The organism is Sphingopyxis sp. Root154, from assembly GCF_001427105.1.
In the GTDB taxonomy this organism is placed as follows: Bacteria; Pseudomonadota; Alphaproteobacteria; order Sphingomonadales; family Sphingomonadaceae; genus Sphingopyxis.
This window is the reverse complement of record NZ_LMGI01000001.1, coordinates 818,012-831,340: the sequence shown is the minus strand read 5'-3', so window position 1 is coordinate 831,340 and position 13,329 is coordinate 818,012. Positions and strand designations below refer to the sequence as shown.

General features: G+C 65.6%; 8 protein-coding genes. 5 read left to right on the top strand and 3 right to left on the bottom strand.

Features of this window, described 5'->3' with window-relative positions; all coding sequences use genetic code 11:
* Positions 1-13: 13 nt before the first annotated feature.
* Positions 14-1,282 carry an aminotransferase class V-fold PLP-dependent enzyme gene (locus ASD73_RS03655; RefSeq protein WP_200934869.1) on the top strand — a complete coding sequence of 423 codons (1,269 nt, stop codon included), beginning with the start codon at positions 14-16 and terminating at the stop codon, positions 1,280-1,282.
* On the opposite strand, the gene ASD73_RS03650 is transcribed toward ASD73_RS03655, so the two are convergent.
* A complete protein-coding gene (locus ASD73_RS03650) occupies positions 1,274-2,452 on the bottom strand; it encodes a winged helix-turn-helix domain-containing protein (protein ID WP_056369043.1) in 1,179 nt (392 codons plus the stop codon). The genes ASD73_RS03655 and ASD73_RS03650 overlap by 9 nt on opposite strands.
* Before the next feature lie 183 nt (positions 2,453-2,635).
* Here ASD73_RS03650 and ASD73_RS03645 point away from each other — a divergent pair, with 183 nt between their 5' ends.
* The 4 genes from ASD73_RS03645 to ASD73_RS03630 all read left to right on the top strand — a co-directional run bounded on the left by ASD73_RS03645 (position 2,636) and on the right by ASD73_RS03630 (position 10,388).
* Positions 2,636-3,634 (top strand): LacI family DNA-binding transcriptional regulator, encoded by a 999-nt coding sequence (locus ASD73_RS03645; protein WP_200934868.1) that lies wholly within the window; start codon positions 2,636-2,638, stop codon positions 3,632-3,634.
* A gap of 121 nt (positions 3,635-3,755) precedes the next feature.
* Positions 3,756-6,731 (top strand): beta-phosphoglucomutase, encoded by a 2,976-nt coding sequence (gene pgmB, locus ASD73_RS03640; protein WP_235534120.1) that lies wholly within the window; start codon positions 3,756-3,758, stop codon positions 6,729-6,731.
* Positions 6,725-9,088 (top strand): TonB-dependent siderophore receptor, encoded by a 2,364-nt coding sequence (locus tag ASD73_RS03635; protein ID WP_056369047.1) that lies wholly within the window; start codon positions 6,725-6,727, stop codon positions 9,086-9,088. The genes pgmB and ASD73_RS03635 overlap by 7 nt, the downstream gene beginning before the upstream one ends.
* 70 nt (positions 9,089-9,158) lie before the next feature.
* Positions 9,159-10,388 carry an MFS transporter gene (locus ASD73_RS03630; RefSeq protein ID WP_056369050.1) on the top strand — a complete coding sequence of 410 codons (1,230 nt, stop codon included), beginning with the start codon at positions 9,159-9,161 and terminating at the stop codon, positions 10,386-10,388.
* 132 nt (positions 10,389-10,520) lie between these two features.
* Here the strand turns inward: ASD73_RS03630 and ASD73_RS03625 are convergent, their stop codons facing one another.
* Positions 10,521-10,991 (bottom strand): DUF3237 domain-containing protein, encoded by a 471-nt coding sequence (locus ASD73_RS03625; RefSeq protein WP_056369051.1) that lies wholly within the window; start codon positions 10,989-10,991, stop codon positions 10,521-10,523.
* A gap of 68 nt (positions 10,992-11,059) precedes the next feature.
* Positions 11,060-13,210, bottom strand: a complete 2,151-nt coding sequence (locus ASD73_RS03620; protein ID WP_056369054.1) for a TonB-dependent receptor — start codon at positions 13,208-13,210, stop codon at positions 11,060-11,062.
* Between the last annotated feature and the right edge of the window lie 119 nt (positions 13,211-13,329).

The window sequence follows — 13,329 nt, the reverse complement described above, 5'->3', positions numbered from 1 at the left end:
AAAGGGAACGCGCGTGGAGCTGAATCGGAGGCAGATGCTGATGGCCGCCGCGGCGGCGCCAGTGGCGGGGCGGCTCGAAGCCGCGCCGCTGCCGGCGGGCGCCCGGCCCGATGACGAGTCTTATTGGGCAAAGGTCGCGGCGCAATATGATGTGATCGGCGACATCATCCAGCTCGAGAATGGCAATTGGGGCATGATGGCGCGGCCTGTGCTCGAACAATATGAAGCCGCGGTGCGGCGGGTGAACCGCGCGACGAGCTATTATGCCCGCCGCGGGCTTTTCCCCGATCTTCTCGCGGTGCGCGCGCGGGTCGCGGCGAAGCTGGGCGTCGCGCCCGAAGAAATCGCCTTCACCCGCAACGCGACCGAGGCGCTCAAGGCCCTGATCGGCGGGTATAACCGGCTGCGCGCCGGCGACGCCGTGCTTTATGCCGATCTCGATTATGACAGCATGCAGGCGTGCTGCGATTCTCTCAAGAAAACCCGCGGCGTCGATGTGGTGCGCATCGCGCTGCCCGAACCCGCGACGCATCAGGGGCTGATCGACTGCTACGAAGCGGCGCTCAAGGCCAACCCCCGCGTCCGGCTGATCCTGCTCACCCACCTCAGCCACCGGACCGGCCTTGTCGTTCCCGTCCGCGAAATCGTCGCGATGGCGCGCGCACGCGGGGTCGATGCGATCGTCGATGCGGCGCACAGCTGGGGGCAGCTCGACTTCGCGCTGCCCGATCTGGGCGCCGATTTCGTCGGGCTGAACCTGCACAAGTGGATGGGAGCCCCGCTCGGGGTCGGTGCGCTCTATATCCGCAAGACGAAGGTCGAGCTGATCGACCCCGATATCGCTAACGACCCGCCGTTCGCCGCGACGGCCCAGGCACGCGTGCATACGGGCACGGTCGATTTCGCGGCGCAGCTCACCGTCCCCGCCGCGCTCGATTTCCAGGACGCGATCGGCGATGCGGCGCGCGCGGCACGCCTGCGCTATTTGCGCGATCGCTGGGCTGAACCGCTGCGCGGCGCGCCGGGGGTCGAGATATTGACCCCCGCCGATCCGCGCCTGCACGGCGGCATCACATCCTTCCGCCTCGCCGGCCGCACCAGCGAAGCGGACAATGTCGCGGTCGCCAAACGCCTGCTCGACGAGCACCAGATCTTCTCGGTGCATCGTACCGGACCGGCGCGCGGGGCGTGCGTCCGGATCACGCCGGCGCTGTTCAACGGACCGGGCGACGTGGACATGCTCGCCAAGGCGATCAGGGAATTGGCTTCTGCCTCAGGATGACGCGATCGTCACGCCGATCCGGACGCCTGCCAGGCCAAGCCATGCCGCCATCCGGTCGAGTTCGATCCCGAGACGCTCCAGCGTCTCGGCGGGAGCGCCCGGTTCGAGCGTGATCCGGTGCGCGAGCAGGACGCCGGCCTGGCGATCGGCCTTGAGATCGACGCGCGCCACCAGCGCGTCGTCCATCAGGAAGGGCAGGACGTAATAGCCGTGGGTGCGCTTGTCCTGCGGGACATAGATTTCGATACGGTAGCGGAATCCGAACAGACGTTCGGTGCGACTGCGCTCCCAGATCAGTGGGTCGAACGGGGCGAGTAGCGCCGCACCCCTCACGCGGCGGGGCAGGCGGGCGTCGCGGTGTACCCAGACCTTCTGGCTCCAGCCTTCGACCCGCGCGGGCAAAAGAACGTCCGCCTCGGCCTGCGCAGTGATCGCATCATCGGCTTCATCGGGCTTTAGCCGATAATAGTCGCGCAAATCCGCGGCAGTCGCGACGCCAAGCGCTCGGGCGCTCCGTTCGATCAACGCGCGTTGCGCGCTTGCGGCATCGGGCGTGGGCAGGTCGAGAACGGCCCTGGGCAACACGCGTTCAGGCAGGTCATAGACCCGCGCAAAGCTACCGCGGCGCGTCGCGGTGGTGATCCTGCCCGACCAGAACAGAAATTCCAGGGCATGTTTGGTGTGGCTCCATTCCCACCAGCCGCTTTTGCTCGATCCGTTCTCGAAATCGGCGGCCGTCAGCGGCCCCTCGGCGATAATCCGGTCGAGCACGGCCTGTGCTTCGGGGCGGTGCTCGATCGCAAAGCGCTTCAGGGCCTGATAGCCGATCTCGCCCCGCTCGGCGCGGGCCATGCGCCAGCGGAGCAGCGGATGAAGCTCGAGCGGAAGCAGCGAGGCCTCATGCGCCCAATATTCGAACAGGCGCCGCTGGCGGGTCGGGCCCCAGGCATCGCGTTCGAGCAGCGCGCGATCATAGCCGCCGAGCCGCGAGAAGGCAGGAAGATAATGCGCGCGCGCCAGAACGTTGACGCTATCGATCTGAAAGAGCCCCAGACGGCCCAGCGATTTGCGTAAATGGAGGGCCGTCGGCTGGTCGGGGCGACGGACGCCGAAACCCTGCGCGGCGAGCACGATTCGGCGCGCTTCCTTGAGAGAGAGGGTGATCGTCACTCACGGAGACTTGGCGTCGGCTTCAGGAAGCGTCAACCGTCATGGACGCACAGCCGGGATGGCAACCCGGTACAAAATGCATCCGGCTGTGAAGCGGCTTGTGAAAGCCGGCCGTCGGGCGTTAGGGGTGCGGCATGGCTCAGCGCATCGATTCTCGCCATCCGTCACCATGCGATGCTGCGGGTGAGTAAAGGAAAGCCCACCGACGGCGCGCGGCCGACGATGGCGGATGTGGCTCGCGAGCTGGGCGTCGCGAAAATCACCGTTTCGCGCGCGCTCTCGAACCATTCGACGGTGAAGGACAGCACGCGCACGCTGGTCCGCGAGACGGCCGAGCGCATGGGTTACCGGCTCAACGTGTCGGCGCGCAACCTGCGGCAACAGCGCACGCGGACGATCGCGGTCGTGATCGAAATGACGCCGTCGCACGAGCGTCTGATGAGCGAGCCCTATCCGTTGCTGCTGCTCGGGGGCATCCTGCAAGAACTGACCGCGGCGGGGCAGAATATGGTGCTCACCACCATCGACCTGTTTTCGGAAGCGCCGCCTTCGGCCGACGGAGTGATCCTGCTGGGGCAGGGGGTGCATGACGACGCCGCGGCGGTGATCGAGGCGACCGGGCTTCCGTATGTGGTCTGGGGCGCCGAACACGGCCCGCCCGAACGGATCGTCGTCGGCAGCGACAATCGCGAGGGCGGGCGCCTCGCCGCCGAATATCTGCTTCGCCGCGGATGCCGCCGTCTGCTGTTCCTCGGCGATGCAGAACATGGCGAGGCCGAGGATCGGCTGAGAGGATTCGAGGCGGGGCTCGCGGGTTCGGATGCGGCGATCGCCGGCAACATTCCCTGCGCCTTCACGCTCGCTGCCGGCCGCGAGGCGGTGACGCCGCTGCTGGACGGGCAAAGCCTCGGCTTCGATGGCATCTTTGCAAGCAGCGACGCGATTGCGATGGGTGCGATTGAGGCGTTGCAGGCATATGGGCATGCGGTTCCCGGCGATGTGTCGGTCGTCGGATTCGACGATTCCCCGGGGGCGGCGCTTTTTTCGCCGCGCCTCACGAGCATCCGGCAAGACTGGGGCGTCGGGGGCGAACTGCTGGCGCAAAAGGTTCTCGACAAAGTGGCCGGGAAAGCGGTCGCGTCACGTGCGATGCCCGTGGTCCTGATCGTCCGGGAAAGCTAGGATAACAGCGCTTTCTTTGCACTGCATCCTATGTTTCCCGCAAAATGGTATCGATACCTTGACATCGATACCATTTTGCGGGAAACCCGCGATCGAGAGCGAAGGCCGAGGAGTCTTCGCCATGGGTGAGGACGGCGTGGCGACTATCGAACATTCCCCCGAAGCGATGCGGCTCGTCCGGCACGGTGCGTCGGCGACCGGTGCGCAGGCGCATGCGCTCTTCGCGCTCGCCAACGGGCTGGTCGGCGTCGAAGGGGTGATCGACGAATGCGCGGCCAGGCCCTGCGCCTATCTTCCGGACGCCTATGTCCGCCGGCCGATCGCCTATCATGAAAGCTTTCCCGGTTACGCGACCGCGACCGATACGCGGATCGCATGCCCCAGCCCGGTGCTGCTGCGCATCCATATCGATGGCGCGCCGGTCGATTTCGATGCGGCCGAACTCGTCGACACCGAAAGCGCGCTTGATTTCGAGGGCGGCCAGCTTCGCCGCATCTCGCGTTGGCGGCTTGCCGGCGATCGCACGCTCGAAATTGCGGTCGACCGCGTCGTCCCGCTGGCCGGCAGCGCTTGCGTCGCGTCGCGTATCCACCTCCGGCCGATCGATTTCGGTGGCGCGGTCGAGGTCCGGCTGACCTATGGGATCGAGGGCGCGGGCGCTGGCAACGCCGAAGCTGACGATCCGCGCATCTCGGCCCGGTTGCGGCCGGTCTGGACTATCAGCCCCCCCCTGCCGGGCGACCCGACCACGGTTGCCCGGTTCGCGCAGGATGTCGTCGAGCTCGCCTATCGCCAGCAAGTTGCCGCGCCCGCTGCCGAAGTTACGGCGGATGGCGCGGGGCATGTCGTGCGAGGCGCGCTGGTCGCCGGCGGCACCCTGACGATCGACCGGGTGGTCGCGCTGGCATCCGCCCGCGGCCGCCCGGTCGACCTCGCGGTTTTCGACGATGCGGCGGTGGACTTCGACGCGATTTCCCAAGGCCAGCGTGCAGCGGTGGAGGCGCTATGGGACGGCGCTGCGTTGGCGATCGACGGCGACGAGGCGATGACCGCGGCGCTGCGGTTCGACCTGTTCCAGCTCCATCAGTCGGCCAGCCGCGATCCGGGCCACAGCATCGGCGCCAAGGGGCTGACCGGCGAGGGCTATGAGGGCCATTATTTCTGGGACGCCGAAACCTTCATGCTGCCGGTGCTCGCGCTGCAGGCGCCGGGCAAGGCGCGGACCTTGCTCGCCTATCGCATCGGCAAGCTTGACCGCGCGCGCGCGCATGCAAAGGCGCTCGGTCATTCGCGCGGTGCGCTTTATCCGTGGCGAACGATCGCGGGTGACGAATGTTCGTCGCACTATCCGACGGGATCGGCGCAATATCATATCAATGGCGACATAGCCTATGCGCTCGCGCTCTATGTCGCGGCGACGGGCGATGAGGCGTTTCGTGCGCGCGCGGCTGAAATGCTGTTCGAAACCGCGCGCATGTGGATCGAGATCGGCGCGTTCGATGCGCGGCGCGGCGGCGCTTTCTGCATCCATGGCGTGACCGGGCCCGACGAATATTCGGCGCTCGTCGACAATGATTTCTATACCAACGCGATCGCGCGCCGGCACCTTGGCTATGCGGCCGAGACGGCGGACTGGTTGCATGCGCGGGGCGATCTCGCGGCGCTGGCAGGTGCGATCGGTCTCGATGACGACGAGATCGCGACGTGGCGCAAGGCAGCCGACGCAATGTGGCTGCCCGTTGACCCGCTGCTCGGCATCAATCCGCAGGACGACGCCTTCCTCGGCCGCCCCGAACTGCCCGGCCTGAAAACGCCGGGCCAGGACGGCCCGCTGTTAATGCGCTATCATCCGATGATCCTGTTCCGGCACCAGGTGGCGAAGCAGGGCAATGTCGTCCAGGCGATGGCGATGGACCTGGTGTCGATGCCGGTGTCGCAGCAGCGGCGCAACCTCGACTATTATGGCCGCGTCACGACGCATGATTCGACGCTGTCGTCGGTGTCTTTCGCGATCATCGCGGCACGGCTCGGCGACGAGGCGGCGGCGCTCGATTTCATGCGCGAATGCGCCTTCGTCGATTTGGAAGATCGCCACGGCAATACCTCGCACGGCTTGCATATGGCCGCGCTGGCGGGAAGCTGGCTGGTCTTGGCGCAGGGGTGGGGCGGCTTGCGGCTCGACGGGCGGGTGCCGGCCTTCGCTCCAACGCTTCCGTCAGCCTGGCAAGGCTACCGCTTTCGCCTGCAATGGCGCGGCAGCGTGATCGAGCTTGCGGTCGACGCCGCGGGCTGCACCTATCGCCTGTTGTCCGGCGCCCCGCTCGATATTCTCGATCATGGGCGGCCGCTGTGGGTCGGCGCGGCCCCCTCGACGCTGACGCGGCCGACGGTGAAGGGTGCGATCTTCGACCTCGACGGCGTGCTGACCGACACCGCGGAGGATCATTATCAAGCGTGGCAGGCGCTCGCCGATACATATGGCTTCGCTTTCGACCGTGCGGTGAACGAGCAGTTGAAAGGGGTCGACCGCGCGGGATCGTTGCGGCTGATCCTCGATCAAGCCCGTGCCGTTGTCGACCCCGAGGCGTTCGACGCGATGCTGGCGGAAAAGAATGCGCTCTATCGGGCGCGGCTGGCCGATTATTCTCCCGCTAATCTCTTCGCGGGCGTCACTGGCCTGTTCGCCGAGCTGCGCGCCGCCGGACTGAAAATCGGCCTTGCGTCGGCGAGCCGCAACGCCGGTGACGTCGTGCGACTGCTTGGTATCGCCGACCAGTTCGACTTTATCGCCGACGCGGGCGGGGTCGCGCACGGAAAGCCGGCGCCCGACATCTTTCTGGCCTGTGCCGACGGCATGGGCCTCGCCGCGAACCAGTGCGTCGGGATCGAAGACGCACAAGCGGGAATTTCGGCCATCCATGCGGCGGGCATGGTGGCCATTGGCATCGGGTCGGAAGAGGCGCTGCCCGATGCCGAGATCAACGTCACCGCCATAGGCGATCTGACGCTCGGCCGGATCCTGTCAGCAGAACAGGAAGCGGCGGCGCGCGGACGCCTTTCAATCAGAACAGGTAAAGTGGAGGATATGCCATGTTGAAACGAACCTATTTGCTATCGTCGATTGCGCTGATCGCGTTGCCGACCACGGCTTTCGCCCAGGAAGCGCCTCAACCCGATGACGCGGCCGCGGCCAATGAAGAGATCATCGTCACCGGCACCGCCGGCGGCGGGGTCAACCGCCAGGATGCGGCGTTCGCGATCACCAGCATCAATTCGGACGCGATCGATCGCGCCGCGCCGAACAGCACCGCCGACCTGTTCAAGGTCATCCCCGGCGTGTCGGCCGAAAGCTCGGGCGGCCAGAATGGCGCGAACATCTTTGTGCGCGGCTACCCGTCGGGCGGCGACGCCGAATTCGTCACGCTGATGGTGCAGGGCGTGCCCTTCTTCTCGCCCCCGACCCTGTCGTTCCTCGAAAACACCCAGCTGATCCGCATCGACGAGACGATCGAGCGCGTCGAGGCGGTCCGCGGCGGCACCGGCGCGCTGTTCGGCAGTGGCCAGCCCGGCCTGACCGTCAACTTTGTCCAGAAGGAAGGCGGCCGCGATTTCGAGGGCCTCGTGAAGGCCAGCATCACCGACTATGGCGACCTGCGCGGCGACATGCTGCTCTCGGGCCCGCTCGGCGAGAATACCAGCTTCATGGTCGGCGGCTATTATTCGAGCGGCGAAGGCATCCGTAGCCCCGGTTTCACCGCCGAAAAGGGCGGTCAGATCACCGCCAACGTCCGCCACGATCTCGACAAGGGCTCGATCCTCGTCTTCGCGCGCTACCTCAACGATCGCGGCCAATGGCTGCTGCCGATCCCGGTGATCCGCGACGGCGACAAGGTGCGCCAGTTCGGCAATATCGATCCCGGCACCGGCGTGCTCGCGGGTCCCGAAACGCGGCTCAGCACGCTTCCCGACGGCACGCGCGCCGACCTTGCCGACGGCCGCGGGGCAAAGCTGGTCAACCTCGGCACCAATTTCGATTACGAGATCGGCGAGGGTTTCCAGCTGCGCTATCGCGCGAGTTACCTCAAGGGCGATGCCGACACGACGGGTCTCGTCCCCGCCAGCACGGCGACGACCGCGAACGCCTACGCCGCCTCGCTCGGCAGCACGGTCGGCAGCCTGACCTATGTCAATGGCGGGCAGGCGGTCGCCGGCACCCAGCAGGTGATCCGCGCGGGCACGTGGATCGTGCGCAAGCAGATCGAGGATTTCACCAACGACCTCGCAGTCGAATGGGAAAGCGGGAATAACAAGTTCACCGTCGGCGCCTATTATTCGGACTTCTCGTCGGACGACCAGTGGAACCTCGGCAACGTCCACCTGTTGACCGCGGAAAACCACGGCCGCCTGCTCAACCTGACGCTCGCTGACGGCCGGGTCGCGTCGAGCAACGGCTTCACCCAAGGATCGTTCTTCAACGTCAACGCCGCCTATGACGGCCGCGAATATGCCTTCTATGCGGTCGACGAGTTCCAGATCACGCCCGAGCTGCGCTTCGACGCCGGCATCCGCTACCAGAATTACAAGGCGACGGGCACGATAGAGAACAACAGCTCGGTCGACACCGATAACAACCCCAATACGCTGTACAACAACGGCACGGCGGTGCTCAACGGCACCTTCCGCAACATCGCATACAAGAAGGGCGCGTGGTCGTGGACCGCGGGGCTGAACTACGACGTCTCGTCGTCGGTCGGCGTTTATGCCCGCTACAACCGCGGCAACACCAACCCCTTCTTCGACAATCTGCGCGACGGGATTTTCGTGTCGCCGCGCGTCGACAATTTCGAGGGTGGGGTGAAGCTCCGCACCGACCTCGTGTCGCTCTATGCCACCTTGTTCCACACCAAGTTCAAGGGGCTGGTCACGACGGTGATCCAGAATGGCGCGCCGGTTGCCGACATCGGCGGCGCGCGCAGCACCGGGATCGAACTCGAAGGGCAGATCCGTCCGATCGACAATTTCGCCATCGCCTTCTCGGGCACGTGGCTCGATGCGAAATACCGCGATTTCTTCGCGGGCGGCGGGACGATCGACCTCAGCGGCAACCGCGTGCAACGCCAGCCGAAGTGGCAATGGCGCGTGACGCCGTCGTACGACATCGAGTTCGGCGACAATAGCAAGGTCTCGCTCTATTCGACCTTCAGCTACGTCGGCGACCGCTTCTCCGACACCGCGAACACCCAGTCGCTGCCGCATTATTTCAAGATCGATGCGGGGGTGACCGTCGACGTCAACGACGCGCTGCAGTTCGCGGTCACCGCCGACAATCTGACCGACAAGGTCGGCCTGACCGAAGGCGATCCGCGCACGCTGGGGCAGGCAGGGGGCGAAGTCGTCAACGCGCGCCCGATCCTCGGCCGGTCGTTCCGCTTCAGCGCGGCCTATAAATTCTAGAGGATCATCCCTCCCTGGGTGGCCGCGGCCTCTTCGCGGCCACCCCTCTTTTTTCTGCTAAGGACGGCTGATGGCGCGCACTCGACTGATCGCAGCACTGATCCTGACCTATGTCGCTTTCGCGATGCTGCTCAACAGCGTTGGGACGGTGATCCTTCAGTCGATTTCCAGCTTTCATGTGACCAAGCCCGAAGCGAGCACGCTGGAGGGTTTCAAGGATATCACGATCGCGGTCATATCGTTCGTGACCGCGAGCTACCTGCCGCGGCTTGGCCTTCGCAACGCGCTGATCGGCGCGCTCATCCTGGCGATCGCCGGCTGTATCGTCATGCCGCTCTTCGGCAGCTTCGGCGCCGCGCAGCTCCATTTCGCGATGGTCGGCGCGGCCTTCGCGGTCGCGAAGGTCGTCGTTTATTCGATGATCGGGCTCGTCACCGACAGCCCGCGAAAGCACGCCAGCCTGACCAGCCTGATCGAGGGCATGTTCATGGTCGGCGTCCTCTCTTCCTATTGGGTGTTCAGCGCCTTCATCGACCCCACGGGCCTCCGCTGGCTGAACGCCTATTGGGTGCTCGGTGCGATTACGGCACTGGCGCTCGCGCTGCTGCTCACGGCGCGGGTCGACGAACATCGTACGCACGAGGGCGAGGAAGCGGCCGCAAGCGACGGACGGCCGTTCGTTGCGATGCTCAAGCTCGCGGCACTGCCGCTGGTGCTGGTCTTCGTCGCCTGCGCCTTCCTGTTCGTGCTGATCGAGCAGGGAATCCAGAGCTGGCTCCCGACCTTCAACAACGAGGTGCTGCATCTGCCCGCGCAGATGAGCGTGCAGGCGGCGAGCCTGTTCGCCGCGTGCCTGGCGATCGGACGCTTCGGCGCGGGCGCGGTGATGGCGCGCTTCGACTGGTATCCGGTACTGAACGTCTGCCTCGCAGCGCTTGCGGCGCTGATCATCCTCGTGCTGCCGCTCGCCGACGGCCTCGCCCCCGGGGCGATCCACAGTTGGGGCGACGCGCCGATCGCGGCTTTCCTCTTTCCGCTGATCGGCATCGCGCTGGCGCCGGTCTATCCGACGATCATCTCGGTGATGCTGAGCGCCATGCCCAATCGCCAGCACCCGTCGCTGATGGGGCTCGTCGTCGTCTTCTCGGCGCTCGGCGGGACGACCGGATCGGTCATCACCGGCGCCATCTTCGCCCACCTCGACGGGCGCACCGCGTTCACGCTGATGCTCGTCCCGACGGCGGTGCTCGCGGGCGGGCTCTTTTTGCTCCGCCGCAGGATCCAGGTCATAGGAGCCTGATTTCAGGGAAGGGCGAGTCATGGTCGCGAACCGACTGGGTAAACCGAGAGGGGCGGCCTGCGTTTTCCGGCGAGGGATGTCGAGGGCCGCTATTCGCTCCCGGGAGTCCAGTTCGCCGACGATGGGGCCCTCCTAAAGCAACTCGAACACATCGTAGCGTACCGCGCCGCCAATACTGGCCCCGAGCCCGACTGCGACGATGTCGTTGAGCCACAGGTAGCGCTCGTCACCGGTTTCGAACATCGGCGTCGTGCGGAAATAGACCTCGGCCTTTTCCTCCGGGGTTCGGGGGCCGCCGTTCCGCGCATGCTTGTGTGCGGCCGACAGCGGGCGCAGCACGCCGCGATAGGAAACGTAGATCAGCGCGCCATCGTGCGTTTCGACCGTGATGCGCGCGTCGAGCCGCAGCGTGTCATTGTCGTCGATCGTCGCCCAGTCGCCGCCGCTTGGCATCACGCGGCCGTGCAGACGTTCGCCCTCGACCTCCCCGCCGGTCAGCGCGGCGATCATCCGGCGCCCAAAATGCGCCTTGCCGATCATCTGCTGCGGCTCGGTGAAGCTGGCTCTGTACGAACAGAGGTAGCGGAAACGGGGTTCTTCCATCGGTCATCCTCTCGATAGTGCAGGGGGAAGGGACGCGGCGGCGAAAGGGGTGCCGCCGCGCCCGCGGGTCACATCTTGAATGCGACCGTTACGCCATAGGTGCGCGGCGGCGCGTAGGGCGTCAGGATCTGGCGGAAGGGGCCGAAATAGGTGACATAGGTCGGCGTTAGCTCGTCGGTCAGATTCTTGCCCCACAGCGACAGCTCCCAGCGATCGTCGGGACCCGAAATTGAGAGGCGCGCATCCAGATTGTCGTGCGAAGGCCAGAGCTGCTGCGGGATGTTCGACGCCTCGAAAAAGGCGTCGTCGACCCAGCTGTAATCGACGCGCAGCTTCGCCGACAGGTCGCCGACGGGGGTTTCGAACTGGCCGCCGATGTTGAACTTGTTCTTCGGCGAGCGCGGCAGCTGGTTGCCGGTATAGTTCAGGCCCGGGATCGTATATTCGGTGAACTTAGCATCGAGATACGCATAGCTGCCGTCGATCTGGAAACCCTCGAACGGCCGCGCCACCGCCTCGACCTCGATCCCCTTGATCCGCGCCTTCGCCGCGTTGCTGACGACAACGCAGCACAGCGGGACGAGCTGTGAAACCTGGAGATCCGAATAGTCGGTGCGAAATGCCGCGACATTGAGCCGCAGGCGGCGGTCGAGCCAGTCGGTCTTCGCGCCGACCTCATAGCCCCAGGCGAATTCGGGGTCATAAGGGGTCGAGGCGCCTGCGGCGGTACCCGACAATCCCTGGAACCCGCCGCTCTTGTAGCCGCGCGCGACCGAGGCATAGAGCAGCACGTCGTCCGTCGCCTTCCAGTTGAGCGCGAAGCGCGGCGTGAAGGCTTTCCAGCTCTTCTTCCCGGTCACGTCATAGCCGGCGAGCGACCCCAGCGGCGGCGGCAGGCCCGGGCCGTCGTCGGCCTTGAACCCCGCGAAGCGCCCGCTCTTGCGCTCCCATGTCATGCGCGCGCCCACCGTCGCGGTGAGCGAGGGGACGATCTCGACATCGACCTGCCCGAAAATCGCGACGCTGCGCGCGTTGACCGACTGCGGATAGATGCCGGTTCCCGAGCCCGCAGGGGTCGGGAAGTCCTGAATCTGCCCTTCGATACGGTCGTTGTTCTCCTTCAGGAAATAGACGCCCGTCTGCCCCTTCAGGCGCCCGCCCCACGCATCGAAGGAGAGGCGCAGTTCCTGGCTGAACTGGCTGTTGTCCTCTTCGCCGAAGCTCGTCGATTCGATCTGTGCCGGAGGGTTGACCGGGTTGCTGAAGAAGGGGGTGACGAAGTTGAACTTCACCTTGCGAAGCGCGGTGAGTGAGGTCAGCGTCCCAAACGGCAGGTCGAGGTTGGCCTCGGCCGAATAGGTCTGGATCGTCCGTTTGACCTCGCCGTCGATATAGGCGTTCACGACGCGCGGATCGGGGTTGATGCCGACGCAGTGGATGCCGCCCTGAAAGCTGGTGTCGCAATTGTTGTGGCGCGGATTGCCCTTCTGGTCCTGATGCGAAATGTCGGCCCGCAGGATGATGTCGAGCGTGTCGGTGGGCACAAAACGCAGCGCAACGCGGCCCGTCGTCAGGTTGAGGTCGTTGACGTCGTTGCCCGTCGTCTCGTTAAATTCGAAGCCGTCCCGCTGTTTGTGCGACAGCCCCGCCGACAGATACACCTTGTCGGTCAGCGCCATATTGCCGCGCGCGATCACGCCGAAGCGGTCGTAGTTGCCGTAAGTGCCCTCGAAAAAGAAGCTCGTCTCGTCGGTCGGCTTGCGGCTGATGAACTGGACGAGGCCGCCGATCGCATTCTTGCCGAACAGGGTGCCCTGCGGTCCGCGCAGCACTTCGACGCGTTCGAGGTCGAGCGCATCAAGGTCGGGGGTGCCGCCGCGCCCCGCATAGACGCCGTCGATGAAGACGACGACCGAGGGATCGCCGCCGGCGTTCTGGCTGATGCCCGGCGCGCTGCCGATGCCGCGCATCGCGAAGTTGGTGTTGATCGGGTCGACCGCGCTGACCGCAAGGCCCGGGGTGCGGATCGCGATGTCCTGCACCGTTTCGATGCTGTTGTCGCGAAGCTGCTCGGCGCCAAAGGCGGTGACCGAGACGGGGACGTCCTGAAGCCTCTGTTCCTGTCGCTGCGCGGTGACGATGATGTCGCCGCTCGTGTCATCGGCGACCTCCTGCGCCGCGGCGACCGCGGGCAGCGCGGCGATCGCCGCGCCGGCCAAGAAGAGAACGGACTGCTTCCTTCCGAAATTTGTCATATCGCGTCTCCCAACACGTTGTTTTTTCGTGCGTCCCGATCATGCTTGACTCGGTCGCCAATTTACTTAGTTTGCTAAGTAAC